This is a genomic window from Ensifer sesbaniae (assembly GCF_013283665.1).
In the GTDB taxonomy this organism is placed as follows: Bacteria; Pseudomonadota; Alphaproteobacteria; order Rhizobiales; family Rhizobiaceae; genus Ensifer; species Ensifer sesbaniae.
This window is the reverse complement of the sequence record NZ_JABEKU010000001.1, coordinates 330,153-355,428: the sequence shown is the minus strand read 5'-3', so window position 1 is coordinate 355,428 and position 25,276 is coordinate 330,153. Positions and strand designations below refer to the sequence as shown.

Genomic DNA, 25,276 nt, shown 5'->3' with positions numbered 1-25,276 from the left:
ACATGACGAAATCGATCTTTGACCTTCGTAGCCCACATCCGGAGCCAAGCACCCTCGTCGCCTTTTCCGAAAACCACCTGGACCGCCAGTCCGAGCACCGCGCCGACGATTGCGTCGAAGTGGCGCTCAAGCACCCGGGCGCCCATTTCCTGGCCTTCTCGGGACCGAAGCTGATCGTCAAGCACGACGAGAAGATCATCGATCCGCTGTTCGCCCCTTACGAACTCGAAGGGCTCGAGCCGGTGCTCGACGAGACGATCCTGCTCGGCTACCTGCCGAACGGCGAGCCACGGCTTGCGGTGTCGACCGGCCTCACCGAAGAGACGATCGGCGAGCCCTTCAAGATTGCCGACGGCCGCACGCTCTACCGCCAGCAGATGCTGCCGGAGGAATTGCTCGGGCAGTTCGCGCAGGCCTCGAGCCTGATTACCTGGAACGCCAACAACCGCTTCTGCGGCCGCTGCGCCGGCCCGATGGAAGGCAAGGCCGGCGGTTACCGCCGGGTCTGCACCGCCTGCGGCCATATGGTCTTCCCGCGGACGGACCCGGTCGTCATCATGATGACGATCGACCTCGAACGCGATCTCTGCCTGCTCGGCCGCAGCCCGCATTTCGCGCCGGGCATGTATTCCTGCCTCGCCGGCTTCGTCGAGCCCGGCGAGACGATCGAAAACGCGGTGCGGCGCGAAACGCACGAGGAATCCGGCATCCATATCGGCCGGGTGCGCTACCATGCCTCGCAGCCCTGGCCGATGCCGCACACGTTGATGATCGGCTGCTATGCCGAGGCGAAATCGACCGTCATCAAGCGGGACGAGCAGGAGCTGGAGGACGTGCGCTGGTTCACCCGCGAGGAAACGATCGCGATGCTCGAACGCTCGACCGGCGTTGCCGATACCGGCGACGAGCATATTCCGCCGCCGAAGGGTGCGATTGCGCATCAGTTGATGCGCGACTGGCTCGCCTGGGGCGAGCGGGCGTGATGGCGTCAGGATGGCGATAGGAGGCGCTCGGCTTGTCCCGCTCCGAACGGTTGCTCGATCTTCTGCAGGTGCTGAGGCGCTACCGCCAGCCGGTGAGCGGCCAGAAGCTGGCGGAGGAAACCGGCGTCAGCCTCAGAACGCTCTATCGCGACATCGCAAGCCTGCAGGCCCAGGGCGCCCATATCGAGGGCGAGCCGGGGCTCGGATATGTGCTGAAACCCGGCTTCATGCTGCCGCCGATGATGTTCTCGGCGGAGGAAATCGAGGCACTGGTGCTCGGATCGCGCTGGGTCTCCAAGCGCACCGACGACGACCTCGCGGGTGCCGCAGCGAACGCGCTCGCCAAGATCGCCGCGGTGCTTCCGGCCGAGCTTCGCGACGAGCTGGACAGTTCCACCCTGCTCGTCGGGCCGAGCCCGCCGGCCACCAACGGCGTCGACATCGCCGCGCTCAGGCGGGCGATCCGCAACGAACGCAAGGTGGAACTCAGCTACGTCGACAACGATGGCAGCGAAACGGAGCGGACGATCTGGCCTTTTGCGCTCGGCTTCTTCGAAAATGTCCGCATGGTCATGGCCTGGTGTGAACTCCGCCTGGACTTCCGACACTTCCGCGCCGACCGCATGCGCCGGATGACGGTCACCGAGGCACGCTACCCCCGCCGCCGCCAGGTGCTGATGAAGGACTGGCGTGCCAGCCAGAATATTGCCGCCTCGAACCGACGGACGATCGGCTCCTGATGCGCGCTGCACGATACTGACATAAGTTGGCAGCGGCCGACCCTAGCCTGCAACTCCCGCAACAAGGAGGCAGAGCATGGCCAAGGCAAATCTCATCGTACTTTATGTCAAGGACCCGCTGGCAAGCGTCGAGTTCTATCGCAAGATCCTCGAACAAGAACCGCGCGTCGCCTACCAGACCTTTTCGTCCTTCGAACTCCCCGGCGGCTTCACGCTCGGGCTTTGGGCCGAACACACGGTCGCGCCGGAGCCGACGGCATCTGGCCATCGATCGGAACTGGCTTTCATGGTGGAGGACGAGGGCGCGATGCGCGCGCATTACGACAAATGGAAAGCGGAAGGGCTGCAGATTGCTCAGGAATTGACCGAGATGGATTTCGGTCCGACTTTCGTCGCGCTCGATCCGGACGGTCACCGGCTGCGCGTCTGCCTCTACGATTCGTGACGGGGAAGGCAGCGGCGCGCATCCCGCCGACCGCTGCAGCGCCGGACATCTCGCGAGATGTGCAAGGGTGGCTGCAGCATTTTTGAAGTGCGGCGGGATGCGCGAATGGTACGGATTAGCGGCCGTAGACGGCGGCGTGGATCTGCGAACGGGACAGACCGATATCGCTCAGTGCATGGTCGTCGAGAGCATTCAGCTCGCGGATCGCACGGCGGGTCTTCGCATATTCCATGATCTTCTGACGGATCTTCATCTTTTACACTCCTTACTTGAACGGACGTCAGATAGGCATTTGCCTAAATTTTGTGTACCGCCGCGATTGCAAGTTAGGCATGCGCCAGACGCGTAGCCGGTTAACGAATATTTGCCGCATTCGTCAGCGGCAATGAGATCGCGAAGCCAATGATTCGCACCGGAAATCCGGGCGAAAATCACCTGCCGCAAGCAATCACAAATTTAGCAGAAATCGTTAGCCGGCCTGCAGTCAGGAAGGCGCTAAATGCGGCGGCAGGGCCAAACATAGGCGATAACTGGTCAGAAATGAGGCATTTCCAGACCTCGTTCGCCGGTCGCACCGAGGCACGAGGAGAGGCGCCGATGAGCCGCCATGCTCTCTTCGGGCCACAGAACGAGCGAGGGCACTCGTCTGACGCGTACCCCCACTTCAGAGGTTTCTTGAACCGGTGGAACGGCTTGGCTCAGAGAACGCCGCGCATCGGATGCGCCTTGTAGGTGCCGAGGATGCGCACCTTCTCGGAGAAGAAGCGAAGCTCATCCATGGCGTGACGCACGCCGATATCATCCGGATGCCCTTCGATGTCGGCATAGAACTGCGTGGCCACGAACTTGCCCCCGAGCTGATAGCTCTCGAGTTTCGTCATGTTGATGCCATTGGTCGCGAAACCGCCCATCGCCTTGTAGAGTGCGGCGGGAATGTTGCGGACATTGAAGACGAAGGTGGTGATGATCAGCTCGTCGTCGCTGCTGCGGGCGATGTGCTGTTCCTGCCGGGAAAGCACGACGAAGCGGGTGACGTTGCTTTCGGTATCCTCGACGTTCTCGGCGATGATCTCGAGGCCATAGAGGTCGGCGGCAAGCCGCGGCGCAAGCGCCGCCATCGAACGGTCGCCCTTTTCGGAGACGAGCTTTGCCGCACCGGCCGTGTCGCCGGCGACAACCGGCTTCCAGCCATTGGCGCGCACGATCTTGCGGCACTGGCCGAGCGCGTGGATGTGGCTGTGCACCGTACGGATTTCATCCCGCGTCACGCTAGGCAGCACCATCAGCTGGAAGCGGATCGGCATGAAATATTCGCCGACGATGTGCAGCCGCGATTCCGGCAAGAGGTGATGGATGTCGGCGACGCGGCCGGCGATCGTGTTCTCGATCGGGATCATCGCGAGGTCGGCATCACCGTTCTCGACTGCGACGAAGGCATCCTCGAAGGTCTGGCAGGGCAACGGCTCCATCGACGGGAACATGTCGCGGCAGGCCATGTCGGAATTGGCGCCGTAGTCGCCCTGGAAGGAAATCCTGTTGGTCTTGACGGTCACGGTAGCTTCCTTCTCAGGCTTATTCGGATTGGTGGGCGGAAAGGATACGGCGGGCTTTTTCCAGCTCCACCGGCGTGTCGACGCCGAGCGGAACCGAATCGACGATCTCGACATCGATGCGCATGCCGGCTTCGAGCGCGCGTAGCTGCTCGAGCGATTCGCGGCGCTCCAAGGTGGAGGGCTGAAGCGCGACGAAGCGCTCCAGCGCCTGGCGGCGATAGGCATAGAGGCCGATGTGATGATAAAGCGGGCCCTGTCCATAGGGCGCGGTCGCGCGGGTAAAATAGAGCGCGCGCATTCGCGATTCGCTAAGCGGCGAGCCGACGACCTTGACGATGTTCGGGTTGGTCTTTTCGCCCTCTTCGGTGATTGGCACCGTCAACGTCGCGATATCGGTGCCGGCATTTTCAAGCGGGTTCAACGCCGCGCGGATCGATGCGGGCTCGACCGTCGGCAGATCGCCTTGCACGTTGATGACGATCTCGGCTTCGCCATCCGGGTCGGCCTTCAGCAGCGCCTCGTAGATCCGGTCGGAACCGGACTGGTGGTCGATGCGGGTCATCATCGCTTCAAAGCCGGCCGCGCGCACCACGTCGAAGACCTGCTGATCGTCGACGGCGACGACGACCCGGCCGACGTCCGCTTCCCGGGCACGCGTGGCAACCTGAACGATCATCGGCAGGCCGCAAATGTCGGCGAGCGGCTTTCCGGGCAGGCGTGTCGAGGCCATGCGCGCCGGAATGAGCACGATGGCTTTACCTGAATTTTCGCGATTCATGATCTGGCCTTCAAAAACCCCGCTGAAAGTGTCAATAAGTCTCAGTTAGGGGCCGATAATCACTGTTGCAACGCAGAGCCAAAAGACATAGGTTCCGCGCGATTTCAAGATAGGCCGGGTTTTTGTTTGCGCCGGTGGCAAAGGGAGCGTTTGCAGATGAATTCATATGTGAACATGGGCGTGGGTGCCTTTCTGGGGACGGTCTTCGTTCTGATGTCCGTGTCCATTGCATCGGAAGGCATTTTCCATTCCGAAGCTCCCGAGAAGGAAGGCTTCACGATCGTCGCCGAGGAAGGCACGGCTGAAGCCGGTGCCGGCGGTGGCGGCGAAGCAGCCGAAGTCGATATCAAGCCGCTGCTCCTCAAGGCCGATGCATCTGCCGGTGCTGCCGTATTCAAGAAGTGCGCAAGCTGTCACACCGCCGAGAAGGGCGGTCCGAACAAGGTCGGGCCGAACCTTTGGGGCGTCGTCAACCGTCCGGTCGCCTCGCATGAGGGCTTCAGCTACTCGGCCGGCATGAAGACCTTCTCCGAAGGTGGCAAGGTCAACTGGGACTACGACCACCTCAGCTTCTTCATCGAAGCCCCGAAGAAGCATGTTCCGGGCACTGCCATGGGTTTCGCCGGCCTCAAGAAGCCGGATGAGCGCGCCAACCTGATCGCCTGGCTGCGCGAGCAGGCCGATTCTCCGGCTCCGCTGCCGGATGCTGCTGGCGGCGCGGCCGAAGGCCAGGTCGCTCCGGCCACGGAATCCAAGCCTGCCGAAGGCCAGCCGGCACCGGCGCAATAAGCTCAGCGGCTGGAAACAGCCCCGTAAAAAGGCCCGGCGCGCGCGCCGGGCCTTTTTGCGTGTGCAAGGCACGGCGACGCCCATGCAAGCGGAAGAGGAGATTTCATTCCTCCCGAGGAAACACGCTCCCGAACTTCCTAAGCAGTTACACCAGCAGATAGGCCCAGACCGAAACGCTGACGACGCCGAGCGCGGTCGTCAATGTGATCGTCGAGGAGGCGAGCGCGTGGCCGACGTTGAAATGGTTGGCGATCAGCCAGGCGTTTACGCCTGTCGGAACCGCCGATGTCAGCACCAGCGCCGTCGTCCAGTTGTCGTTGAGGCCAAGCAGGTGGCAACTGGTGAAGACGACCCCCGGCATGATGAGGAGCTTCAGAACACTCGTAAAGGAGGCAAGGCCGAGATTGCCGGCAAGGCCGTATTTGTCAAGCGCCATGCCGATCGAGACCAGCGCCGCCGGTGCCGCCATCGAGGCAAGCTGGTCGACGACGGTCTTCACCGGTCCGCCGAGCGGTTGGCCGACGAGATGAAAGGCAGCGCCGCAAGCAAGCCCGATGACCAGCGGGTTGCGCAGCAGATTGCGGCCGACGCCGGCGAGAAGCTGCAACGGATCTTGCCCTGGCTTGCCGCTCGTGCGGCGCTCGGCACGCTCCATCAGCAGCGTGCCGGCGATCATCATCACAGGCAGGTGGACGGACAGCAGGATCGAAATCGCGACAATGCCCTCCTCGCCGACGATGCGCGAGACCAGCGGCAGACCGATGAACACGGTATTGGCGAATGCCGAGGAAACGCCGGCCAATACGCCCATGCGCGCGTCGCGGCCGAAAATGAGCATTGCCGCCAGATGTCCGACCGTCCAGGTCACCGCGACGCCGGAGAAATAGGCGACCCAGAGCGGCCACGGCGAACCGTCCTTGAAATCGGCCTCGGCAATCGTGCGGAACAGCAGAATGGGAACCGCGACGCGAAAAACGAAGTCCCCGAGCGCCTCGCCGACAGTCGGTTTCAGATAGCCTGACCGAACCAAGAGCCAGCCGGCAAAGATCAGAATGAAGATGGGCAGGACGTTCTGGAAAATGTCGGACATGCAAGGGCCTTGGGATGGGACAGCCAGCAATAGCCGGGTTCACTCCACGATCGCAAGCGCGCGACGGCCGCGCGCCTTAAAGGGAACCTTCGCACACGGCAGGCGTTCGGGAAGAGCATGAGGAACGTACCATGCCGCCAGAGAAGCCCATTTACGCCCATAGGGACGACGATCCGCATCTCACGGATGACGCGCTCGCCGACAAGGTGCTGCGTTTTATCGGCTATGCGACGATGATCGACACCAGCACAGTCTCCGTCATCGCACTCGGCGACATCGTGGTGCTTACCGGAGTGGTGGCAAGTGAGGCGGACGTCATCTGCGCCGGCGATGCGGCAGCATCGGTGGCCGGTGTTGCCAGCGTCGAGAACCGGCTGACCGTGAAGCCGGGCGCGACAGACTAAGTCGAAAGCCAATTTTCTTTTCACACCCAAGACAAACGGAAGTTGGAAATGGGACCGAGGGCCAGGGCTTTCGGGTGATGCGCGGCCGGGTTGTTGAGATCTGGCCCAGATGCTAAATAGGTGGACGTTTGATCGACGAGCAACATTCCGGATGACCGCATGAGGACCGACGAGTCAGCAACCCGATAAGCCGCAACAACGGTTTGAGAAAGTTGTTGCGGCGTCTGTCGGCTCATACTCCCAGGATTTGATGAAGTGGCAGATCGCCGCCGAATGTTACCCATTTGCGCGGATGTTTCATCATGCCCGATCATAACTCACCCACCTGGTCCCATAGGCTGCCGGCGGCGCTGCTGCTGATGGCGCCCTTCGATATCCTGGCGTCACTCGCCATGGACATCTACCTGCCCGTCGTGCCTCAGATGCCTCGCATTCTCGGCACATCGCCGGAAATCGTCCAACTGACGCTCAGCCTCTACATGCTCATGCTTGGCTTGGGACAGGTTCTCTTCGGCCCGCTTTCCGACCGCTTCGGCCGCCGTCCGGTGCTTCTCGGTGGCGCGACTTTGTTTGCACTGACGTCATTGCTGCTTGCTGTCACCACCTCGGCCCCGGTCTTCGTGACACTCCGGCTCGTGCAAGCGGCGGGCGCCTCGGCGGCGCTGGTCGCGACTTTTGCGACGGTGCGGGATGTCTATGGCGCCCGTCCGGACGGCGTCACCATCTACGGCCTCGTCAGCGCCATGCTCTCCTTCGTTCCGGCGTTCGGACCGATTGCCGGCGCGCTGATATCGGGTGCCTTCGGCTGGCAGGCGATCTTCCTGACGCTCGGCGTGCTCGGCCTTGCGGCGCTCGGACAGGCGCTACCGCGCTGGTCGGAAACCCGGCCCGCCCCCTCCGGCAACGGGAAGCCCAGCTTCGCGCCTGTTCTCAGAAGCGGCGCGTTCTGGACCTATACGCTCGGCTTCAGCACGGCGATGGGCGCGTTCTTCGTATTCTTCTCGACCGCGCCGCGCCTGCTGATCGACCGCGCCAGCTATTCGCAGTTCGGCTTTAGCCTGGCCTTTGCGAGTGCGGCAGGGGTGATGATCCTGACCACGCGCTTCGCCAAGGGCTTCGTCGCTCGTTACGGGATCCCGGGATGCCTCGTGCGCGGCATGGCGGTGCTGATGTCCGGCGGGCTCCTGCTTGCCGTTGGCGAAGTCCTCACCACACCTTCGTTCGCAAGCTTCGTGCTGCCCATGTGGGTGATCGCCGTCGGCATCGTCATGACCGCCTCGGTGACCGCGAACGGTGCGCTGAAGGCCTTCGATGCGATCGCCGGAACGGCGGTGGCGCTCTACTTCTGCATCCAAAGCCTGATCGTCGCCCTCGTCGGCACCGGCGCCGTGCTGCTTCTCAGCGGTGATACGGCCTGGCCGCTCGTCGGCTATTGCCTGGTCATGGCGACGGTCACGCTGCTGGCGCTGGCGCTCCTGAACCGACGCGAAAGGCAATAGCTGCACCGTGCCTCCCGGAGCGATTGCCCGCTTCGGGAGGCATTCAGCCGACCGGTCCGGCGGCTGCCGGCATTCGAGAAAGATGTCCCTTGACCTCACCCTTGAGGCAGGCCCCAGCCTTGTCAGGCAGCGCGCGAGCGCCGCGTCTGCGCACCACGACCTGCTCGGCATTGTCATGAGAAATCATGATCCAGTGTCTGCTGCTCGACGAGGCGGGCCAGCTGCGCCGCCACCGTTCCCCAGCCGTCGTAGAAGCCCATCTCCTCGTGCATGTCGCGATCGGCCTTGCTCCGGTGCATCACGTGGGCGGCATATTGTGTTCCGGCCGGATGATCGCTGAGCGTGATGATGGCCGTCATGAAGGCATTTTCCGCCGGCCGCCAGCCAGCGACCAGCGTGTCCGTGAAGACGATGCGAGAGAGTTCGTCCACCGCGAGGAAGCACGCATTGATATGCGGAACGAAATCGCCGCCGCCTTCGCTGATCTGGGTCACGAAGCTGCCGCCGAACTTCAGGTCCATGTCGATCACCTTGCATCGTGCCGGCGCCGGGACCCACCATTGCTCGAGACGTTTGCGGTCGGTCCAGGCGCGCCAGACCGTGGAACGAGGCGCCTTGATGATGCGCGCCATCGTCAGGTCGAGATCGGGATCTGGGGAGCGGGTCATGTCATTCCTCCTCGCGTTCAGTGACGAATTTTTCCAGCCGGTCGGCACGGCCTTCCCACAGTGCGCGCTGCGCGGAGAGCCAGGTCTCGACCACGGCGAACTGCGCCTTCTCGATGGCGCAGGTGCGCACCCGGCCTTGCTTGTGCGTGCGGATCAGGCCGCTGCCTTCCAGGAAGTGGATGTGCTTCATGAAGGACGGCAGGGCCATGTCGAAGGGTCTGGCGAGATCGCTGATGCTCGCCGGGCCACCGCCAAGCCGCGCCAGCACGGCGCGCCGGGTCGGATCGGCGAGCGCCTGAAAGATCACGTCCAATCGTTCTGAATACTGTTCCATAAGGCTAAGTATCACGGCCAGACACTTAGCGCAACAGCTAACTATTGAAGTTCGGCCCGACAGGCTCAGGGCCAATTCGTCACACGCCTTCGCGCGCCCCTGACTTCTGGATGGCGGCCAGAACGGGTTTGGTCGCAATCCCGTCGCGTAAGCGCTGATGAGGCCCGCAACGGCCCCCGCAAAACGCGGGCTCGCCCCCGGCAGAAGATCAGCGCTCGCCTATCTCCTGCAGAAAAGTCTCCAGCACGCTGCGGCTCTGTGCCAGCTTTTGCGTCTTCTCTTCCACGAGGCGAATCTGTTGGCGCAGGGTAAGGCGCAGTTCGTCGCAGGGTTCAAAGATCGGACCTTCGCCGCGCACGCAGGGCAGGAACTGCAGGATCGTCGCAAGGGTCATGCCGCCGGCACCCAGGAGCTTGATACGCTCGACGGTTCTCACCTCCGCCAGATCATAATCGCGATAGCCGTTTCTCGTGCGCTCTGGCTTCAAGAGCCCTTCAGCCTCGTAGTAACGCAGCATCCTGATGCTGACGCCGGTGCGTTTCGACAGCTCGCCTATTTTCATTCCGTTCCCTTCGCCGCGCCCTTGACCCTGACAGCGCTGTCAGACCTTAAACCTATTGGCTCCTTCATGTGAACACACCAGGAGCAAGAACATGACGAGCGAAACCAGCTTCTATCCAGCGGCGCTCAACGGCCACCTGGCCAAAGCCGCCGACCTTATCCCCTTGGCCTTTGCCGGCTTCGCACACTTCACCGCGATCCAGGTTCGGGATCGCAAGATCAGAGGCCTGGACCTGCATCTGAAGCGCCTCAACGACGCCTCGCTCGCCTTCTTCGGCCGCGCATTGCCCGACGAGGATCTGCGCGTTCACATCAGACAGGCGATCGGCGCCGGTCCAGCGGACCAGTCGCTGACGGTCACGGTCTTTTCGCCGCACGGCGAATTCACACCCGACAGCATGGATGTCGAGCCCGCGGTCATGGTGCGCACGGCGGCCCCTTCGGATGGCCCTACCGGGCCGCTGCGGCTCGCGGTGGTGGAACATGAGCGGCCGCTTGCCAATTTCAAGCATGTCGGCGAATCCGGAAAAACCTACTATCTGCATCAGGCCGTGCGCGACGGCTTCGACGACGCCGCCTTCATTGACCGGCATGGACGCCTCAGCGAAGCAACGATCTGGAATCTCGTCTTCTGGGACGGCGAAGCGGTCATCTGGCCCAAGGCCGCGATGTTGACAGGCACGATGATGGGTACGGTTCAGCGGCAACTCGAGCGCCTCGGCGTACCGCAGCGCCATGAGGAAATCACCCTTAGCCGGCTCAAGGAGTTTTCCGGTGCGGCGGTCATGAATTCATGGACACCGGGTATCGCGGTGACCGTGATCGGCTCGACCGCGATCCCGCAAGCGAAGACGTTCCTGGGCCTGTTGCATGCGGCGCATGGGGCCGAGCCGGCCGAGTCTGTTTAGATCTGTTGAGATTGGCCGAGGCGGGCCAACCGCACCGCCGCGGCCCGCCTCACCGCTTGCGGGCGACGATATAGGGACGATTGTCATTGCCCTTCGTCGCGTGGTTTTCAATGTCCAGAATCTCGAAACCGGCGGCCGTCATCTCTTGGCTCAACTCGATCAAGTCGAAAGTTGCGGCATAGGGCGCCTTTCCGAGTGCCCGCATCGCCGGCAACAATACCAAACGGATCAGCGGGTTCATCTCCCCGACACAGGGCGCCTTGGAGATGAAGAGTCCCCTCGAGGCAAGCAGGGCGTGGATGTTGCCAAGCGTGCCTGAGAGGTCGCGCACGAGATGGAGATAGTTGAAGCCCAGAACCGCATCATATTGCACGCGCTCGGCGGCGAGCATTTCGGCCGTCGCCGTGCGGAAGGCGAGGTTCGGCACCAGGTCGGCGCCGTACCTCTCGCTCGCAATTGCGATCATCGCGGCGGAAAAATCGGTCGCAAGATACTCCCGCACATCGCCGGCGAGGCGAAACGCCGTTGTCCCCGTGCCGCAACCGAGCTCCAGCACGCGGTCATCGGGCAGAAGCAGGGCGCGGGTGCGGTCGAGCGTGCGCTCATATCCAGCCGGGTCCGCGATCGCTCCCTTGGCGTATCGCCGCGCCGTCCGGTCCCAGAAACGCGCGCTTGCGATGCTCATGCTGCCTGTCCCCAGATCGCGACCAGATCTCCTCGGCACCGGGCTCAATGCCGCGGTCATGCCGAACAAACAAATCCCGCCGAGCTCCAACGGCGATCCGTACCAAAGAAGACGCGCGGTACCGCGCAGTCGTCAACAAATGGCGGAGAACGGATCGTCAGTCGGCGGAGGAGCCTCTCAAGCCAGGCGAGCATCGACGGTCGCAAGAAGAAAGCGCCGGCGACGTTTGACGATGCGGGCGGCGCAAGACACAGATCGCCGCAGGATCGCGCTGGGTGGCATCCGAAATAATGGGGAGAAATGGCGGACAGAGAGGGATTCGAACCCTCGATACGCTTTCACGTATACACGCGTTCCAGGCGTGCGCCTTCAACCACTCGGCCACCTGTCCATCCGTCAGCAGCCGACGGTCAATCCGGCTGGATGGGAAGGGCGAGGCCCTTCGGTGCCAGCCGGCGTGAACCGGCGGACGCGCGTCTATATACCGATGATTTGCCTGGGATCAACTGCTTTCTGACAGATTGTTGACATCTTGTGAAACGAGCGACCCGTCGTCCCCATTGTGCATGCCGGGCGGCACGCTTATCTCTTGTGCCGGGACGAGCATCACGCTCCCGGGCAGGTCCAGATGCCGCATCGGCCAGTGTTCAGATTACCGCATAATTTCGCCGCCGGGCCTTGTCCGAGTCCCGTGCGATCGAGGAAGATGCCGCCGGGCGCCGCGCCTGACCATGACAGCGCGCCAGCCGATGTGACGAAAGGGAATTTAGATCGATGCGGTTTCTACTGAGACTGGCGAGCGCCGTCGTGTTGTTTGCCGCCGTACTTGCGGGCGCCGTCGATGCGATCCAGTCGGTCGCCGCATCGCAGCTGGTCATGACTTCGCTCGGCGACGATCTGGAGGCGCTTGGCGCCGATACGGCGAGCTGGATCCAGTTCGCGCAGCGTTCCGATACGGCGCCGACGATCTGGCATTTGACCCTGCATTGGGTGCTGATGCAGCCGGCCTTCGCCGTGCTGGCACTGCTCGCCCTCGTTCTGTGGATGGTCGGATACAAGAAACGGCCGGCGGCCGGCCGCTTCGCCGCCTGATTTTCGCGGGACTCACCTCCGCACCGACGAAAGGAGTAGGCTGATGTTCCTGATCGACATGTTCCACAAGAAGATGATCATGCCGGATGCGCAGACGGCGCTGCCGGGTCGCGATGAGGCGATCCCGACGGCCGAGACGCATTTCGTTTCCGGCCGGCCGCTGAAGGGCCCCTACCCCGACGGCACGAAGAAGATCCTGCTCGGCATGGGCTGCTTCTGGGGCGCAGAGCGACTGTTCTGGAACATTCCCGGCGTCTATGTCACGGCCGTCGGTTATGCCGGCGGGCTGACGCGGAACCCGACCTATCAGGAGACGACCACCGGGCTCACCGGCCATGCCGAGGTGGTGCTGGTCGTCTATGATCCCGCGAAGGTTCCGCTTGCGACTCTGCTCAAGACCTTCTTCGAGGAGCACGATCCGACCCAGGGCATGCGCCAGGGCAACGATATCGGCACCACCTACCGCTCGGCGATCTATACCTATGACGATGAGCAGTTGGCGGAGGCCAAAGCTGCGCGCACGGCCTTTCAGTCGGCGCTGAAGCACTCCAACCATGGCGGCAGGATCACCACGGAGATCGGCAAGGCTGGCCCGTTCTACTTCGCCGAAGACTATCATCAGCAATATCTGGCGAAGAACCCGAACGGCTATTGCGGCCTGCGCGGCACCGGGGTGAGCTGCCCCATCGGCCACTAGACGACAAGATGATCGCTTCGTTTCGGCCAGAGCGGCATGCGGGCAAATAAACAAGCACACATTTCCTCATTCCGCTCGACACCTCGGCACCGCTCTGGGCATCTCGAACGCAAGAGGGATGCCCACAACCCTCAGGCCGCGCCGGATGGGCGCGCACACTTGCCCGCGTCCTCAAAAGCGCAACAGAACCGGTGCCTTACGGGCAGCGGCATCTGTGGCTTCAATTTTTACCATCTGAAAAATTTTGAGTGTTTTTTTGCCGTGGCCGTGCAAGGATGCGCCACCCTAGCCCCAAGGAGAAGGGGGTGGGTTCCGCAGACAGGCTTCCGTCAGGGAGCCGGCGGGAGGACCCAATAAGATCAATAGCGACAACAGGGCTGCACGATGAAAAAAACAATTCTCGGTCTCTTTGCCTTTTCGATGATGTCCGCCACGGCATTGGCCGCCGACATCAAGCCGGCGATCATCTACGATCTCGGCGGCAAGTTCGACAAATCCTTCAACGAGGCTGCCTATAACGGCGCCGAGAAGTTCAAGACGGAATCGGGTGTCGAATACCGCGAGTTCGAAATCGCCAACGACGCCCAGCGCGAGCAGGCGCTGCGCCGCTTTGCCAGCGACGGCAACAGCCCGATCGTCATGGCCGGCTTCAACTGGGCAGCTTCGCTCGAGAAGATCGCCCCTGAATATCCGAACACCAAGTTCGCGATCATCGACATGGTCGTCGAGAAGCCGAACGTCAAATCGGTCGTCTTCAAGGAACAGGAAGGCTCCTACCTCGTCGGCGTTCTCGCCGGTCTCGCTTCCAAGTCGAAGACGGTCAGCTTCGTCGGCGGCATGGACGTTCCGCTGATCCACAAGTTCGCCTGCGGTTACGTCGGCGGCGCCAAGTCGACCGGCGCTGACGTCAAGGTTCTCGAAGCCTACACCGGCACGACGCCGGACGCCTGGAACGACCCGGTCAAGGGTGGCGAAATCGCCAAGTCGCAGATCGACCAGGGCGCGGATGTCGTCTACCACGCTGCCGGCGGCACCGGCGTCGGCGTTCTGCAGGCAGCAGCGGATGCTGGCAAGCTTGGCATCGGCGTCGACTCCAACCAGAACGGCCTGCAGCCGGGCAAGGTCCTGACCTCGATGCTGAAGCGCGTCGACGTCGCCGTCTATGAAGCCTTCAAGGCGGCCAAGGACGACAAGTTCGAATTCGGCATTTCCAACCTCGGCCTCAAGGAAGACGGCGTCGGCTATGCGCTCGACGACAACAACAAGGCGCTGATCACGCCCGAGATGCTCGACGCGGTGGAAAAGGTGAAAGCCGAAATCATTGCCGGCAAGGTCGAAGTTCACGACTACATGAGCGACGAGTCCTGCCCCTACTAAGTGCAGCGCTTAGGTAACGAAAAAGGCCGCCGGTTCGTTTGGACCGGCGGCCCTTTTTGTTTGCTCCGGCTTTTGCGGCTGCGCTCAATAGTGCGGCGGCCGTGTGATCGCCGGCGCGTCGAGCGATTGCTCCTCCAGCGTCAGGAAGCGCTCGGTCAGCCGGTCGAGCTTGGCGCGCGTCTGCTCCACCACCTTCCATTGCTCGGCGAGCTGATCGGAAAGCTCCTCGATGGTCTTGGCCTGATGGGCGACCGTTTCTTCGAGATGGGTGATCCGTTCGTCCGTCTTGTTCATCTGTATCACTCCGTCCTGCCATGCGCCGGCCTGCGCGCAGCACAATGGGATTTTGCCGGCAGATTGGCCACAGCCGGCATGATGTCAAGCAACAGCGTCTCAGGCCTTCGCCGCAGCACCGCCCGACAGCGAAAATCCGGGGTCCTTTGCCGAAAGCCGCTTGTGGAGATGCACCATCAGACCGGCGGCAAAGAGCGGCGTCAGCAGGTTGACGACCGGCACCGCCAGAAAGGCCGCAAGCAGAAGGCCGGCGAGGAACACGGTGGAGCGGTGCTTCTCGCGGAAGAGCCGGGCCTCCGCCGGCGCACGGTGGCGCATCGCCGCGAACTCGAAGAATTCGCGTCCGAGCAGGTAGCCGTTGACCAGAAAGAAGGCGACCAGATTGACGCCCGGAACGAGCAGCAGGAAGAGTGCCACCAGGTTGCCGAGGATGACGACGCCGAGGAACTTCACCGAGCCGGCGATCGCCTCGCCGAGCGGCAAAGGCTGGCCCTTGGGCTCGTTCGGATAGTCCCGCTTCTCGATCACCTCGGCAACGTCGTCGAGGAAGAAGCCGGCAATCAGCGCGGTGACGGGCGCGAGCAGCAGAGCAAGCGCGAGCGCCAGCCCGAGGCTTGCAAAGATGCCGAGAACGAACGTCAGCCAGCCGGCCCAGACGGGCGTGCCCGGCATCAGCGTATCGATCCACGGCAGCGCCAGCCAGGTAAACAGTTCGCGCAGGGCAAACCAGAGCGCCACGAGCGCCAGGATCGTCAGGCCCAGCACCTTCCAGAAAACCGACCTCGTCTCGGGCGCAAGCAGATTGGCGAGCGCAAGCCGTGCCGCATCCAATATCATCATCGCTCTCCAATGTCGGCCAAGGTTCGATGAGGCATGTAGGCAGAGGCGTTGCGGCCGACAAGGCGTGCCCGGCCTGCGCATGGTCTTTATGCAAGATTCATCGGTCTCGCCTATGTGGAGCATGGAAAACGCCAAGGGCGACGATATGCTAGGGGATAAGTGCGATTGCCCGTGGCAGGCAATAACGGCGGTACGCGGAGGATGACATGACAGAACAGAAGACACTCGCCAGCCTTTCCGTGCTCGTTCAGGGCGGCAAGCTGGACCCCGTCGACCTCGCCAAGGAAACCTATGCGGCCATAGACGCGCATGGCGACTATGCCATCTTCGTCGAACTGACGACTGAGCGCGCGACGCGCGATGCGGACGCCGCCTCGAAACGCCTCAGGGCGGGACGTTCCCTCGGGCTGCTCGACGGCCTGCCGGTTGCGTGGAAGGACTTGTTCGACATGGCCGGCAGCGTCACGACCGCCGGCTCGACGGTGTTGCAGACAAGCGCCCCGGCAAGGAGCGACGCTCCGGTCGTCGCCGCCATCGCCGCCGCCGGCATGGTCAGCGTCGGCCGCACCAATATGAGCGAGTTCGCCTTTTCGGGCCTTGGCATCAACCCGCATTACGGCACGCCGAGGAACCCAGCGGCCACGGACGTCGAACGCATTCCCGGCGGCTCGTCGTCAGGCTCTGCAGTCGCGGTCGCGGCCGGGCTGGTGCCGGCGGCCATCGGTACCGACACCGGTGGCTCCATCCGCATTCCCGCGGCGATGACCGGCATCGTCGGCTACAAGGCGACACGCGGCCGCTACGCGATGAAGGGCGTCTATCCTCTGGCCGAAAGCCTGGATTCGCTTGGGCCGCTTTGCCATACGGTTCAGGATGCGGTCTGGGTCGACGCCGCCATGCATGGGCTGACGGCGCCGACGGTGCGCCGTGCCGACCTCTCCGGTGTCTCGCTGGTGATCCCGGAAACGGTGGTCTTCGACGATGCCGAGACAGAAGTCATAGAGGCTTTCGAGGATGCCATCCGGCGGCTCGAAAGAGCCGGTGTTGCCGTCACCCGCCGCGCCTTCCCGGCCTTTTCGGCGATATTCGGGCTGATGGCACGCCATGGCGCCCTGGTGACGGCGGAAGCCTACGCACTTCACCGCGAGCGACTTGCCGGTCCCGAAGCCAATGCCATGGACCCGCGCGTCGTTGCCCGCACCCGGCTCGGCGAAAAGATCACCATGCCCGACTATATCGCCCTGCTCGACGCGCGCGACCAGCTGATCCACGAGACGGTCGATGGCCTGAAGCCGAACGAGCTCATCGCCCATCCGACGCTGCCGCATGTGGCGCCGCCGATCGCGCCGCTGATCGAGGACGACGAGCTGTTCTTCAAGACCAATGCCAAGACGCTCCGCAACACGTCGATCGGCAATTTCCTGGATTTCTGCGGCATCTCCATTCCCTGCGGTACCGGTGCGGCGGAAATGCCCGTCGGCTTCCAGCTTGCAGCCCCGCATCACCAGGACGACAGGCTGCTTTCGGTCGCGCTTTCAGCCGAAGCGATCATCCGGGGTGAGGCATGATCGTCTGTTTCGATATCGGTGGTTCGGCGATCAAGGGCGCGATCGTCCATTCGCGCGATCGGATCTTCCCGTTGCCGCGACGGACGACACCGCTCAACAACTTCCGCCAGTTCGTGCAGGTGCTCGAATCGGTGCTCGACGAGGCCGGCGGGCATCCCGCCTGCGTGGCGATCTCGATCACCGGCGTCATCGATCCGGAGACGCGGCGGATCAAATGTGCCAACATCCCCTGCATCGACGGGCGTGAACTGGTTGCCGAGCTGGAAGCGGCGCTGCATCTGCCGGTGAAGATCGCCAATGACGCCGACTGTTTCGCGCTTGCCGAGGCCGGCGCCGGCGCCGGGCGTGGGCATCGTATCGTCTTTGGCGCCATCCTCGGCACCGGGGTCGGCGGCGGCCTGGTGATCGACGGCCGGCTGATCAATGCGGATGGCGGCTTTGCCGGCGAATGGGGACACGGCCCGGCGATCGCGGCGCAGGCCGGTTATCCGCCGATCGCCATTCCGGCCTATGACTGCGGTTGCGGCCAGAAGCGCTGCGTCGATACCATCGGCGGGGCGCGCGGGCTGGAGCGGCTGCACCAGACCGCGCATGGCAAGACGCTTTCGAGCCATGAGATCATCGAGGCCTGGCGGGCGGGCGACGCCGAGGCGAAGCGTACGGTCGAGCTTCTCGTCGATCTCGTCAGCTCGCCGCTGGCGCTCGTCATCAACATCACCGGTGCGACGATCGTGCCGGTCGGCGGCGGCCTTTCCAATTCGGAGGAATTGCTTGCTGAAATCGACGGAGCGGTTCGTAGCCGGATTCTGAGGCAATTCGACCGGCCGCTGGTGGTGCGGGGCGAGTGCCGGGTCGAGCCCGGCCTGATCGGCGCGGCACTGCTCGGACTGGGAGAGGAAAGGGCATGAACGGCATCAAGCTCGAAGTCTGCGTCGATGATGCCGACGGGCTGAATGCGGCCATCGAGGGCGGTGCCGACCGCATCGAGCTCTGCGCGGGGCTTTCCGTCGGCGGCCTGACGCCCAATCCTGGACTGATGGCGCTGGCCGGTCCGCCACCGGTGCCCGTTTACGCGATGATCCGCCCCCGCCCCGGCGATTTCGTGTTCTCCGCCGCAGATCTCGACGTCATGCGCCGGGATATCGATGCGGCGCGGGCCGCCGGTCTGGCGGGCGTCGTGCTCGGCGCCTCGCTTGCCGACGGCCGCCTCGATGCCTCAATGCTCATCAAGCTCACCGGCCACGCAGCCGGCCTCGGCATGACGCTGCACCGCGCCTTCGATCTGGTGCCGGATTTTGCCGAGGCGATGGAGGTGGCGGTCGAACTCGGCTTCGAGCGCATCCTGACCTCCGGCGGCGCCAAGAGCGCGCCGCAGGCAACCGAGCGGCTGGCCGAAATCGTCGGTCTCGCCAAGGGCAGGCTGTCGATCATGCCGGGGTCCGGCGTCACGCTCGATACGGTCGATGGTCTTCTCGACCGGCTGACCGTCAGCGAGGTGCATTCCTCCTGCTCCATTCGTGATCCGGCTCAGGATCGGCGGCTGGTCGAGATGGGCTTCGTCTCGGCCGATCGGCGGCGCACCGATATGGAAACGGTCCGGGCGATGAAGGCGAGGCTTTCGGCGCGCTGAGACAAATGTCACCCGAAATGAAAAAGCCCCGGACAGGCTTTGCGCTGTCCGGGGTTTATGCCTGACGGCGACGATCAGGCGGCGTAGACCTGAACGCCGCCAATCCAGGTGGAGCCCATGCCGAGCTCCGGCGTCAGCAGCACGAAATCCGCATCCGCGCCGGGCTTCAGCCGTCCTTTGTGAGTGGCAAGCCCCATGGCATCGGCCGGATAGGCGGAGGCCATGCGCAAGGCTTCCTCCACCGGCAGGCCGAGCTTCTCGTGCACGAAGCGGACCGAGGAGAGCATGTCGATGTCGGCGCCGGCGAGCGTGCCGTCCGCAAGCGTCAGCCGGCCGCCCTCGCGCAAGATCTCGCGGCCGTTCAGCTGGAAGCTGGTCATGTCGGTGCCGATCGGCGACATCGCATCGGTGACGAGGAAGATCTGGCCCGGACCGGTCTTGGCGCGAAGCGCCACGCCCATCGAGGCCGGCTCGACATGGTAACCGTCGGCGATGAGGCCCGCATGCAGCGTCCCGGTGGCAAGCGCGGCGCCGACCACGCCCGGTTCGCGATGACCGAGACCGCTCATGGCGTTGAAGAGGTGGGTCACCGTCCTGGCGCCTGCTTTTGCATAGGCAACGGCCGTCTCGTAGCCGACATCGGTGTGGCCGAGGCTGACGACGACACCGGCATCGGCCAGCGCCCGCACCTGCTCTTTGGTGGCGTTTTCCGGCGCCACCGTTACCATCAAGACGCCGAGCGCTTTCGCGCAATCGAGCATTTCCGCGAGATCGGCGTCGTCCATCGGACGGATCAGTTTCGGATCATGAGCGCCCTTGCGCGCGACCGAGAGATGCGGGCCTTCGAGATGCAGGCCGAGGAAACCGGGCACATGTGCGGCCTTGGCCTGTAGGCCGGCGTGGATGGTGGCGCTTCTGACTTCACGCGTATCGGTGATCAGTGTCGGCAGCAGTGCTGTGGTGCCGAACTTGGCATGCGCCGAACAGATCTGCCGGATGCCCTCGACGCTGGGCTCCTCATTGAGAAGCGCGCCGCCGCCGCCATTGACCTGCAGGTCGATGAAGCCCGGCACGAGCAGCATGCCATGCGCATCGATCCTTTCGGCATCGGCAGGAACGTCGGCCGATGCCACGATCGCCTTGACGCGGCCGGCCTCGATCACGAGGGCACAGCCGTCGTGCCATTCAACGCCGTCGAACAGGCGGGCGCCGGTGAATGCCTTCCTCTCGCTCATCTCGTCTCCGTTACCTTCTTGAGGCTTGCCGGCGCATCGGGGTTGAGACCACGCGAGCGCGACCAGGCTTCCACGAAGCCGTAGAACGGCAGGATCAAGGTCAGCGCGTCCGTGATCGGATGGCCCGTCTCGACGAACGGCAGGCGCTTGGCCTTGGCCGCACGGCTCGAAGTAACATGAACCACTGCGCCTTTTTCCGCCATACCGTCGGCGATGCCGGCGACCGAGGTTTCCGCCGCGTCGCGGGCTGCGAGCGTCAAGACCGGGAACTTGGCGCCGACGAGCGCCACCGGTCCGTGCAGCACTTCCGCCGCGGAATAGGCTTCGGCGTGCATGCCGGAGGTTTCCTTGAACTTCAGCGCCGCCTCGCTGGCAATCGCCAGCGCCGGCCCGCGGCCGAGCACGTAGAGCGACTCCGCCTCGCCGAGATCGTCGGCGAAGGCCTGCCAATCGAGCTTCACCGCCTTGGCAAACTGGTTCGGCAGGTCAGCAACCGCCCGCTTAAGCGCAGCGTCACCGGTCCATTCGCCGAGCACGGCGAGGCCGGCGACGATCGAGTTGACGTAGGACTTGGTCGCGGCAACCGCGATCTCGGGGCCAGCCAGGATGTCGAGCGGATGGGTGCAGGCCTCGGAGATTGGCGAGGGCAGCGTGTTGGTGAGCGCAATCGAGACGGCGCCGGCGTCGGTCGCGGCCTGAGCCATGGCGACGATGTCGGGGCTCTTGCCCGATTGCGAAATCGCGATTGCCGCTGCACTGCCGAGCTTCAGCTTGGCGCCGTAGATCGAGGCGAGCGACGGGCCGAGCGAGGCGACCGGCCGACCGGCCTGCAGTTCGATCGCATATTTGAGGAAGAGCGCCGCGTGGTCGGAAGAGCCGCGGGCGATCGTTACCAGAAAGGCCGGATCCTTGGCGCGCAACGCGGCCCCGGCGGCCTTGAGTTGATCGGCCGAGCGCTCCAGCAGGCGCTGGGCGGCCTCGGGGATCTCGTCGATTTCTCGGCGCATGTTGGTCTGCATGGTCAATTCCTTTCTGCGGGCGGTCGCTCTAGGATTCCGAAAGCGTCAGTTCCGCGACAAAATCATAGGCATCGCCCCGGTAGAGCGAGCGGGTGAATTCGACGACACGTCCCGATGCGAGATAGGAGACGCGTTCGATGGAAAGGCCGGCCGAGCCGACGGCAACGCCGAGCATCGAGGCATCCGGGTCCTTGATGTTGCAGGCGGAGATGCGCTGAACGGCCCGAACCGGACGCGAGCGCGTCTTGTCGAGCGCGGAATAGAGCGACGAGGTGACGGCCTGCGGATCCGGCAGGAACTCGGCCGAGATGCTGGCACGCTCGATTGCGAGCGGCATGTCGTCGGCAATGCGCAGGCGCCCGAGGCGGGCGACCAAGGCATCGGCCGGCAGGCCCAGCGCCATCATCTCGTCCGGCGAAGGATGGAACAGGCCGCGCTCCAGCCAGCGCGCATGGGTATTGAGCCCGCGGCGCGCCATGTCCTCGGTGAAAGAGGTCAGCCGCGACAGCGACTGCTGCACCTTCGATACCGGCTTGACGACGAAGGTGCCGGAACCGTGGCGACGCACCAACAGTCCGTCGCGCACCAGATCGTCCACCGCCTTGCGCACGGTCACACGGCTGATGTTGGCATAGTCGGCGAGGTCGCGTTCCGGCGGCAAGGCGTCACCGTGATTGAGCTTGCCCGACTGGATCGCCTCTTCGAGCGACTGCCGAAGCTTGAGATAGAGCGGCCCCGCCCCTCCGGACTGCAGGGCATCGAGCGGCAGAATGGATGCGAGCTGATGCGTCATGCGCCTGCCCTCGCCTTTGACCCGAAGCGCTGGGCGGCAAGTGCGACCGCGCCGGTCAACGCGTCCGCTTCCGCCTCGACGAGCAGCGCCCGATGCCGTTCGGCAAGCCAGGGACGATAGAGCGGAGCCAGTCCGCCGAGCAGGCACAGCCGCTCGCATCCCCTGGCAACAACCACGTCGAGCGCCTCATCCACGGTGACCGCTGCGGCTTTCAGGAGCCGCACGGCAACGGGGTCGCCGGCGGCAGCGCCTTCGAAGACCCGCGGCGCATAGCGGCCGAACTCGCCCGGCTTGGCAAGGCGGGCGAAATCGACGACATCGCGCGGGTCGTTGTTGAATTCAGCCATGACGCCGTCCGTGATGGCGGAGGCCTCGTGGATATTGTCGAAGGCGAGCAGGCTCTCCTGCAGAAGGGCATGCCCGATGCGCGCGCCGCTGCCGTGATCGCCGATGGTGAAGCCCCAGCCGCCGATATAGCTGACGGCTTCGCCCTGGCGCAGGATATAGATGGTGCCGGTGCCGAGGATGGCGACCGCGCCGTCCTGGTTGCCGAGCGCACCCTGCAGCGCGATCAAACCGTCCGATTCAATGTCCGCGGCAGCGAAGGGCAGACGACGCTTCACGTAATGCACGGCGTCGCCGACATTATGTCCGGCCACACCGACGATCGCCTTCGCGGTGGCAATGCCCTCAGGATCGAGGCCGGCCTCTTCAAATGCAGCGCGCGCGGCTTCGCCAATATTGGCGAGCGCAGTCTCCGGGTCGGTCAGGATGTTGGCGGCGCCGGCCTTGCCGCGCCCGAGAATGCGCCCATCCGCCGTTGCCACGGCCGCCCGGCAGCTCGTCCCGCCACCATCGATTCCAATCAGGTAATTTGTCATGAGCACCTCCGCCCAATGAGGATACCAAAAAAATACCAATAACCAAGTCCGAATCCGTCGGCGCTTTCGATTTCGTCGCAATACATTGAAATTTAAGCACTAATTTAGACACGCAGTTTTTTCAGGCGTCAAAAGTTAAATTCTGCTGGACAATTGGTATTTTTTTGGCATTAATTTCAACCGAGAGGAGACACGACCCATGCCGCCAGCAAAGACCGAAGAGCGTCACGACAACGCCAAGGGCCTGGATCTCATGCATCCGGCGCTGGCGCTGCGGCTGCTCGCATCCGGCCAACAGGCGGCCGCCAAGAGCGTCGATGCGGCCATCGAGTCGATCTCTGCCGCCGCCTCCATCGCCGCCGAAGCGCTTTCTGCGGGCCACCGCCTCGCCTATGCCGGCGCCGGCAGTTCCGGCCTGATGGCAATGGCCGATGCGCTCGAGCTGCCCGGCACCTACGGCATTGCCCAGGAGCAGATCGTCATCCTGCTTGCCGGCGGTGCTGCCAGCCTCAGTAATCTTGCCGGCGGCTATGAAGACGATATGGACCTCGCCCGCGAGGATGTGCGGAAGGCCGGCATCGGTGCGGGCGACTGTCTCGTTTCCGTTTCCGCCAGCGGCTCCACCCCTTATGCGCTTGCCGCCGCCGACGAGGCCCGCAAGCTCGGCGCGAAGGTGATCGCCGTCGCGAACAATCCGGGTGCTGCGCTCTTTAGGGATGCCGACGTCTCGATCCTCCTGCAAACGCCGCCGGAAGTGGTCTCCGGCTCGACCCGCATGGGCGCCGGCACGGCACAGAAGATCGCCTTCAACATGTTCTCGACGCTGGTCGGCATCCATCTCGGCCACGTGCTCGACGGCCATATGGTCAACCTGCGCGCCGACAATATCAAGCTGCACGGCCGCGCCATCCGCATCGTCACCGACATTACCGGCGTCAGCGCCGCCGAGGCCGGCCGGCTGATCAACATGGCCTCAGGTTCGGTCAAGGTCGCGATCCTTCTCGCCGCGGGCGCGAAGGACGTGGCGGCTGCCGACGCCGCGCTGAAAGAGGCCAAACAGAACCTGCGCCGGGCGATCGACATCGTCTCGGCCTGAATGAACTCTGGGATCTGAACCGCGCCAAAGCGGCGCCTATAAAAAGGGAGAACCTGCATGACCCGTACAACAATCAAAGGCCTGCTGCTCGCTTCGAGCATTCTCGGCACGGCCGGCCTGGCGCACGCCGAGGACGTGACGCTGACGATCGAAAGCTGGCGCAACGACGACCTGGCAATCTGGCAGGAAAAGCTGATCCCGGTCTTCGAAGCGAAGAACCCGGGCATCAAGATCAAGTTCGCCCCGACGGCGCCGACCGAATACAACGCGGCGCTGAACGCCAAGCTCGACGCCGGCTCTGTAGGTGATCTCATCACCTGCCGCCCGTTCGACGCCTCGCTCGAGCTCTTCAACAAGAAGCACCTCACCGACCTGACCGCGCTGCCGGGCATGGAGAACTTCTCGCCTGTCGCCAAGTCCGCCTGGACCACCGACGATGGCAAGACGACCTTCTGCGTGCCGATGGCTTCGGTCATCCACGGCTTCATCTACAACAAGGACGCCTTCGACCAGCTCGGCATCCAGATCCCGACGACGGAAGCCGAATTCTTCGCCGCACTCGACAAGATCAAGGCCGACGGCAACTACATTCCGATGGCGATGGGCACCAAGGACCTCTGGGAAGCCGCAACCATGGGCTACCAGAACATCGGCCCGACCTATTGGAAGGGTGAAGAGGGCCGTACTGCCCTCATCAAGGGCGAACAGAAGCTGACCGACGAGCCGTGGGTCGAGCCCTACCGCGTCCTTGCCAAGTGGAAGGACTATCTCGGCGACGGTTTCGAAGCCCAGACCTATCCGGACAGCCAGAACCTGTTCACGCTTGGCCGTGCCGCAATCTATCCGGCCGGCTCCTGGGAGATCGGCCTGTTCAACACCCAGGCACAGTTCAAGATGGGCGCCTTCCCGCCGCCGGTCAAAAACGCCGGCGACACCTGCTACATCTCGGACCACAACGACATCGGCATCGGCCTCAATGCCAAGAGCGCCCATGCGGAACAGGCCAAGACTTTCCTGACCTGGGTCGCTTCGCCGGAGTTCGCCGAGATCTACGCCAATGCGCTCCCGGGTTTCTTCAGCCTGAACTCGACCCCGGTGAAGATGGCCGATCCGCTCGCTCAGGAATTCGTCTCCTGGCGCGAAAAGTGCAAGCCGACGATCCGCTCGACCTACCAGATCCTGTCGCGCGGCACGCCGAACCTGGAGAACGAAACCTGGGTTGAATCGGCCAACGTGATCAACGGCACGGATACGCCGGAGGTTGCTGCCGAGAAGCTGCAGAAGGGCCTCGACGGCTGGTACAAGCCGGCGAAGTAA

The 25,276-nt window shown here is 63.7% G+C and carries 30 protein-coding genes and 1 tRNA gene; 15 read left to right on the top strand and 16 right to left on the bottom strand.

All coding sequences use genetic code 11. From position 1 onward, the window contains the following. Positions 1 to 2 precede the first annotated feature (2 nt). The 3 genes from nudC (at position 3) to BHMPCIPO_RS01635 (ending at position 2,168) form a co-directional block, all read left to right on the top strand. Positions 3 to 983 carry an NAD(+) diphosphatase gene (gene nudC, locus BHMPCIPO_RS01645; protein WP_173515156.1) on the top strand — a complete coding sequence of 327 codons (981 nt, stop codon included), beginning with the start codon at positions 3 to 5 and terminating at the stop codon, positions 981 to 983. A 32-nt stretch (positions 984 to 1,015) separates the two neighbouring features. Next, entirely contained in the window at positions 1,016 to 1,723 is a 708-nt protein-coding gene (locus BHMPCIPO_RS01640; RefSeq protein WP_173515155.1) for a helix-turn-helix transcriptional regulator, read from the top strand. A 76-nt stretch (positions 1,724 to 1,799) separates the two neighbouring features. Continuing rightward, positions 1,800 to 2,168 carry a VOC family protein gene (locus BHMPCIPO_RS01635; protein ID WP_173515154.1) on the top strand — a complete coding sequence of 123 codons (369 nt, stop codon included), beginning with the start codon at positions 1,800 to 1,802 and terminating at the stop codon, positions 2,166 to 2,168. 115 nt (positions 2,169 to 2,283) lie between these two features. On the opposite strand, the gene BHMPCIPO_RS01630 is transcribed toward BHMPCIPO_RS01635, so the two are convergent. The 3 genes from BHMPCIPO_RS01630 to BHMPCIPO_RS01620 all read right to left on the bottom strand — a co-directional run bounded on the left by BHMPCIPO_RS01630 (position 2,284) and on the right by BHMPCIPO_RS01620 (position 4,499). Then, on the bottom strand, positions 2,284 to 2,421 hold the full coding sequence (locus BHMPCIPO_RS01630; protein ID WP_173515153.1) for a DUF1127 domain-containing protein: 138 nt from the start codon (positions 2,419 to 2,421) through the stop codon (positions 2,284 to 2,286). 445 nt (positions 2,422 to 2,866) lie between these two features. Beyond that, entirely contained in the window at positions 2,867 to 3,721 is an 855-nt protein-coding gene (locus tag BHMPCIPO_RS01625) for a prephenate dehydratase (protein WP_173515152.1), read from the bottom strand. A gap of 19 nt (positions 3,722 to 3,740) precedes the next feature. Beyond that, positions 3,741 to 4,499 (bottom strand): 3-deoxy-manno-octulosonate cytidylyltransferase, encoded by a 759-nt coding sequence (locus BHMPCIPO_RS01620; RefSeq protein ID WP_173515151.1) that lies wholly within the window; start codon positions 4,497 to 4,499, stop codon positions 3,741 to 3,743. Between the two features lie 156 nt (positions 4,500 to 4,655). Here BHMPCIPO_RS01620 and BHMPCIPO_RS01615 point away from each other — a divergent pair, with 156 nt between their 5' ends. Beyond that, positions 4,656 to 5,288 carry a c-type cytochrome gene (locus tag BHMPCIPO_RS01615; RefSeq protein WP_173515150.1) on the top strand — a complete coding sequence of 211 codons (633 nt, stop codon included), beginning with the start codon at positions 4,656 to 4,658 and terminating at the stop codon, positions 5,286 to 5,288. A 145-nt stretch (positions 5,289 to 5,433) separates the two neighbouring features. Here BHMPCIPO_RS01615 and BHMPCIPO_RS01610 read toward each other — a convergent pair whose 3' ends face one another. After that, the gene (locus BHMPCIPO_RS01610) at positions 5,434 to 6,378 is read right to left on the bottom strand and encodes an AEC family transporter (protein ID WP_173515149.1); all 945 of its coding nucleotides are present in this window, start codon (positions 6,376 to 6,378) and stop codon (positions 5,434 to 5,436) included. A 131-nt stretch (positions 6,379 to 6,509) separates the two neighbouring features. Between BHMPCIPO_RS01610 and BHMPCIPO_RS01605 the strand changes: the two genes are divergently transcribed. Together BHMPCIPO_RS01605 and cml are read left to right on the top strand one after the other, a co-directional pair. After that, positions 6,510 to 6,782 (top strand): BON domain-containing protein, encoded by a 273-nt coding sequence (locus tag BHMPCIPO_RS01605; RefSeq protein WP_173515148.1) that lies wholly within the window; start codon positions 6,510 to 6,512, stop codon positions 6,780 to 6,782. 302 nt (positions 6,783 to 7,084) lie between these two features. Next, positions 7,085 to 8,281 (top strand): CmlA/FloR family chloramphenicol efflux MFS transporter, encoded by a 1,197-nt coding sequence (gene cml / locus BHMPCIPO_RS01600; RefSeq protein ID WP_173515147.1) that lies wholly within the window; start codon positions 7,085 to 7,087, stop codon positions 8,279 to 8,281. A 43-nt stretch (positions 8,282 to 8,324) separates the two neighbouring features. Here the strand turns inward: cml and BHMPCIPO_RS01595 are convergent, their stop codons facing one another. The 4 genes from BHMPCIPO_RS01595 to BHMPCIPO_RS01580 all read right to left on the bottom strand — a co-directional run bounded on the left by BHMPCIPO_RS01595 (position 8,325) and on the right by BHMPCIPO_RS01580 (position 9,845). After that, positions 8,325 to 8,468, bottom strand: a complete 144-nt coding sequence (locus BHMPCIPO_RS01595) for a hypothetical protein (protein ID WP_173515146.1) — start codon at positions 8,466 to 8,468, stop codon at positions 8,325 to 8,327. Continuing rightward, the gene (locus tag BHMPCIPO_RS01590) at positions 8,455 to 8,949 is read right to left on the bottom strand and encodes an SRPBCC family protein (protein WP_173515145.1); all 495 of its coding nucleotides are present in this window, start codon (positions 8,947 to 8,949) and stop codon (positions 8,455 to 8,457) included. The genes BHMPCIPO_RS01595 and BHMPCIPO_RS01590 overlap by 14 nt, the downstream gene beginning before the upstream one ends. 1 nt (position 8,950) lies before the next feature. Further along, complete coding sequence (locus BHMPCIPO_RS01585; RefSeq protein WP_173515144.1) at positions 8,951 to 9,283, bottom strand: ArsR/SmtB family transcription factor; 333 nt, start codon at positions 9,281 to 9,283, stop codon at positions 8,951 to 8,953. A 208-nt stretch (positions 9,284 to 9,491) separates the two neighbouring features. Then, positions 9,492 to 9,845 (bottom strand): MerR family transcriptional regulator, encoded by a 354-nt coding sequence (locus tag BHMPCIPO_RS01580; RefSeq protein WP_173515143.1) that lies wholly within the window; start codon positions 9,843 to 9,845, stop codon positions 9,492 to 9,494. Positions 9,846 to 9,936: 91 nt separating this feature from the next. Here BHMPCIPO_RS01580 and BHMPCIPO_RS01575 point away from each other — a divergent pair, with 91 nt between their 5' ends. Next, positions 9,937 to 10,752, top strand: a complete 816-nt coding sequence (locus BHMPCIPO_RS01575; RefSeq protein ID WP_173515142.1) for an aminotransferase class IV family protein — start codon at positions 9,937 to 9,939, stop codon at positions 10,750 to 10,752. A gap of 49 nt (positions 10,753 to 10,801) precedes the next feature. On the opposite strand, the gene BHMPCIPO_RS01570 is transcribed toward BHMPCIPO_RS01575, so the two are convergent. Beyond that, entirely contained in the window at positions 10,802 to 11,437 is a 636-nt protein-coding gene (locus BHMPCIPO_RS01570; RefSeq protein WP_173515141.1) for a class I SAM-dependent methyltransferase, read from the bottom strand. A gap of 301 nt (positions 11,438 to 11,738) precedes the next feature. After that, positions 11,739 to 11,828, bottom strand: a tRNA-Ser gene (locus BHMPCIPO_RS01565). Positions 11,829 to 12,211: 383 nt separating this feature from the next. On the opposite strand from BHMPCIPO_RS01565, the gene BHMPCIPO_RS01560 reads away from it, so the two are divergent. From BHMPCIPO_RS01560 to BHMPCIPO_RS01550, 3 genes are all read left to right on the top strand, one after another. Then, positions 12,212 to 12,529, top strand: a complete 318-nt coding sequence (locus BHMPCIPO_RS01560) for a hypothetical protein (RefSeq protein WP_173515140.1) — start codon at positions 12,212 to 12,214, stop codon at positions 12,527 to 12,529. A 43-nt stretch (positions 12,530 to 12,572) separates the two neighbouring features. Then, on the top strand, positions 12,573 to 13,226 hold the full coding sequence (msrA, locus tag BHMPCIPO_RS01555) for a peptide-methionine (S)-S-oxide reductase MsrA (protein WP_173515139.1): 654 nt from the start codon (positions 12,573 to 12,575) through the stop codon (positions 13,224 to 13,226). Positions 13,227 to 13,610: 384 nt separating this feature from the next. Next, positions 13,611 to 14,603: a BMP family lipoprotein gene (locus BHMPCIPO_RS01550; RefSeq protein WP_173515138.1), complete on the top strand. Its 993-nt coding sequence runs from the start codon at positions 13,611 to 13,613 to the stop codon at positions 14,601 to 14,603. 84 nt (positions 14,604 to 14,687) lie between these two features. Here the strand turns inward: BHMPCIPO_RS01550 and BHMPCIPO_RS01545 are convergent, their stop codons facing one another. Both BHMPCIPO_RS01545 and BHMPCIPO_RS01540 read right to left on the bottom strand, forming a co-directional pair. Further along, complete coding sequence (locus tag BHMPCIPO_RS01545; protein WP_173515137.1) at positions 14,688 to 14,897, bottom strand: SlyX family protein; 210 nt, start codon at positions 14,895 to 14,897, stop codon at positions 14,688 to 14,690. 99 nt (positions 14,898 to 14,996) lie between these two features. Next, positions 14,997 to 15,734 (bottom strand): sulfate transporter family protein, encoded by a 738-nt coding sequence (locus BHMPCIPO_RS01540; RefSeq protein ID WP_173515136.1) that lies wholly within the window; start codon positions 15,732 to 15,734, stop codon positions 14,997 to 14,999. 209 nt (positions 15,735 to 15,943) lie between these two features. Here BHMPCIPO_RS01540 and BHMPCIPO_RS01535 point away from each other — a divergent pair, with 209 nt between their 5' ends. Genes BHMPCIPO_RS01535 through BHMPCIPO_RS01525 form a run of 3 tightly spaced genes read left to right on the top strand, consistent with a single transcriptional unit; the run spans position 15,944 to position 18,935 of the window. Further along, positions 15,944 to 17,305: an amidase gene (locus tag BHMPCIPO_RS01535; RefSeq protein WP_173515135.1), complete on the top strand. Its 1,362-nt coding sequence runs from the start codon at positions 15,944 to 15,946 to the stop codon at positions 17,303 to 17,305. Beyond that, positions 17,302 to 18,213 carry an ROK family protein gene (locus tag BHMPCIPO_RS01530; protein ID WP_173515134.1) on the top strand — a complete coding sequence of 304 codons (912 nt, stop codon included), beginning with the start codon at positions 17,302 to 17,304 and terminating at the stop codon, positions 18,211 to 18,213. The genes BHMPCIPO_RS01535 and BHMPCIPO_RS01530 overlap by 4 nt, the downstream gene beginning before the upstream one ends. Then, entirely contained in the window at positions 18,210 to 18,935 is a 726-nt protein-coding gene (locus BHMPCIPO_RS01525) for a copper homeostasis protein CutC (protein WP_173515133.1), read from the top strand. The genes BHMPCIPO_RS01530 and BHMPCIPO_RS01525 overlap by 4 nt, the downstream gene beginning before the upstream one ends. Positions 18,936 to 19,009: 74 nt before the next feature. Here BHMPCIPO_RS01525 and nagA read toward each other — a convergent pair whose 3' ends face one another. From nagA to BHMPCIPO_RS01505, 4 genes are read right to left on the bottom strand one after another with little or no spacing between them, the layout of a single operon-like run. After that, entirely contained in the window at positions 19,010 to 20,170 is a 1,161-nt protein-coding gene (gene nagA / locus BHMPCIPO_RS01520; RefSeq protein ID WP_173515132.1) for an N-acetylglucosamine-6-phosphate deacetylase, read from the bottom strand. Further along, complete coding sequence (locus tag BHMPCIPO_RS01515; protein WP_173515131.1) at positions 20,167 to 21,189, bottom strand: SIS domain-containing protein; 1,023 nt, start codon at positions 21,187 to 21,189, stop codon at positions 20,167 to 20,169. Before BHMPCIPO_RS01515 ends, nagA begins: the two co-directional genes overlap by 4 nt. Before the next feature lie 28 nt (positions 21,190 to 21,217). After that, positions 21,218 to 21,982 (bottom strand): GntR family transcriptional regulator, encoded by a 765-nt coding sequence (locus BHMPCIPO_RS01510; RefSeq protein ID WP_173515130.1) that lies wholly within the window; start codon positions 21,980 to 21,982, stop codon positions 21,218 to 21,220. Further along, positions 21,979 to 22,863, bottom strand: coding sequence for a glucosamine kinase nucleotide-binding domain-containing protein (locus tag BHMPCIPO_RS01505; protein ID WP_173515129.1), 885 nt, complete (start codon positions 22,861 to 22,863; stop codon positions 21,979 to 21,981). The genes BHMPCIPO_RS01510 and BHMPCIPO_RS01505 overlap by 4 nt, the downstream gene beginning before the upstream one ends. 199 nt (positions 22,864 to 23,062) lie before the next feature. Between BHMPCIPO_RS01505 and BHMPCIPO_RS01500 the strand changes: the two genes are divergently transcribed. Both BHMPCIPO_RS01500 and BHMPCIPO_RS01495 read left to right on the top strand, forming a co-directional pair. After that, positions 23,063 to 23,959 (top strand): N-acetylmuramic acid 6-phosphate etherase, encoded by an 897-nt coding sequence (locus BHMPCIPO_RS01500; protein ID WP_173515128.1) that lies wholly within the window; start codon positions 23,063 to 23,065, stop codon positions 23,957 to 23,959. 57 nt (positions 23,960 to 24,016) lie between these two features. Further along, entirely contained in the window at positions 24,017 to 25,276 is a 1,260-nt protein-coding gene (locus BHMPCIPO_RS01495; protein ID WP_173515127.1) for an ABC transporter substrate-binding protein, read from the top strand.

Coding starts and splice junctions, on each gene's coding strand:
- BHMPCIPO_RS01535 (WP_173515135.1), top strand. CDS start 15,944: ATGACAGAACAGAAGACACTCGCCAGCCTTTCCGTGCTCGTTCAGGGC.
- BHMPCIPO_RS01630 (WP_173515153.1), bottom strand. CDS start 2,421: ATGAAGATCCGTCAGAAGATCATGGAATATGCGAAGACCCGCCGTGCG.
- BHMPCIPO_RS01525 (WP_173515133.1), top strand. CDS start 18,210: ATGAACGGCATCAAGCTCGAAGTCTGCGTCGATGATGCCGACGGGCTG.
- BHMPCIPO_RS01575 (WP_173515142.1), top strand. CDS start 9,937: ATGACGAGCGAAACCAGCTTCTATCCAGCGGCGCTCAACGGCCACCTG.
- BHMPCIPO_RS01635 (WP_173515154.1), top strand. CDS start 1,800: ATGGCCAAGGCAAATCTCATCGTACTTTATGTCAAGGACCCGCTGGCA.
- BHMPCIPO_RS01500 (WP_173515128.1), top strand. CDS start 23,063: ATGCCGCCAGCAAAGACCGAAGAGCGTCACGACAACGCCAAGGGCCTG.
- BHMPCIPO_RS01595 (WP_173515146.1), bottom strand. CDS start 8,468: ATGATTTCTCATGACAATGCCGAGCAGGTCGTGGTGCGCAGACGCGGC.
- BHMPCIPO_RS01505 (WP_173515129.1), bottom strand. CDS start 22,863: ATGACAAATTACCTGATTGGAATCGATGGTGGCGGGACGAGCTGCCGG.
- BHMPCIPO_RS01550 (WP_173515138.1), top strand. CDS start 13,611: ATGAAAAAAACAATTCTCGGTCTCTTTGCCTTTTCGATGATGTCCGCC.
- BHMPCIPO_RS01510 (WP_173515130.1), bottom strand. CDS start 21,982: ATGACGCATCAGCTCGCATCCATTCTGCCGCTCGATGCCCTGCAGTCC.
- BHMPCIPO_RS01495 (WP_173515127.1), top strand. CDS start 24,017: ATGACCCGTACAACAATCAAAGGCCTGCTGCTCGCTTCGAGCATTCTC.
- nagA (WP_173515132.1), bottom strand. CDS start 20,170: ATGAGCGAGAGGAAGGCATTCACCGGCGCCCGCCTGTTCGACGGCGTT.
- BHMPCIPO_RS01610 (WP_173515149.1), bottom strand. CDS start 6,378: ATGTCCGACATTTTCCAGAACGTCCTGCCCATCTTCATTCTGATCTTT.
- BHMPCIPO_RS01515 (WP_173515131.1), bottom strand. CDS start 21,189: ATGCAGACCAACATGCGCCGAGAAATCGACGAGATCCCCGAGGCCGCC.
- nudC (WP_173515156.1), top strand. CDS start 3: ATGACGAAATCGATCTTTGACCTTCGTAGCCCACATCCGGAGCCAAGC.
- BHMPCIPO_RS01540 (WP_173515136.1), bottom strand. CDS start 15,734: ATGATATTGGATGCGGCACGGCTTGCGCTCGCCAATCTGCTTGCGCCC.
- BHMPCIPO_RS01545 (WP_173515137.1), bottom strand. CDS start 14,897: ATGAACAAGACGGACGAACGGATCACCCATCTCGAAGAAACGGTCGCC.
- BHMPCIPO_RS01585 (WP_173515144.1), bottom strand. CDS start 9,283: ATGGAACAGTATTCAGAACGATTGGACGTGATCTTTCAGGCGCTCGCC.
- BHMPCIPO_RS01615 (WP_173515150.1), top strand. CDS start 4,656: ATGAATTCATATGTGAACATGGGCGTGGGTGCCTTTCTGGGGACGGTC.
- BHMPCIPO_RS01570 (WP_173515141.1), bottom strand. CDS start 11,437: ATGAGCATCGCAAGCGCGCGTTTCTGGGACCGGACGGCGCGGCGATAC.
- BHMPCIPO_RS01580 (WP_173515143.1), bottom strand. CDS start 9,845: ATGAAAATAGGCGAGCTGTCGAAACGCACCGGCGTCAGCATCAGGATG.
- cml (WP_173515147.1), top strand. CDS start 7,085: ATGCCCGATCATAACTCACCCACCTGGTCCCATAGGCTGCCGGCGGCG.
- BHMPCIPO_RS01620 (WP_173515151.1), bottom strand. CDS start 4,499: ATGAATCGCGAAAATTCAGGTAAAGCCATCGTGCTCATTCCGGCGCGC.
- BHMPCIPO_RS01605 (WP_173515148.1), top strand. CDS start 6,510: ATGCCGCCAGAGAAGCCCATTTACGCCCATAGGGACGACGATCCGCAT.
- BHMPCIPO_RS01590 (WP_173515145.1), bottom strand. CDS start 8,949: ATGACCCGCTCCCCAGATCCCGATCTCGACCTGACGATGGCGCGCATC.
- BHMPCIPO_RS01530 (WP_173515134.1), top strand. CDS start 17,302: ATGATCGTCTGTTTCGATATCGGTGGTTCGGCGATCAAGGGCGCGATC.
- BHMPCIPO_RS01560 (WP_173515140.1), top strand. CDS start 12,212: ATGCGGTTTCTACTGAGACTGGCGAGCGCCGTCGTGTTGTTTGCCGCC.
- msrA (WP_173515139.1), top strand. CDS start 12,573: ATGTTCCTGATCGACATGTTCCACAAGAAGATGATCATGCCGGATGCG.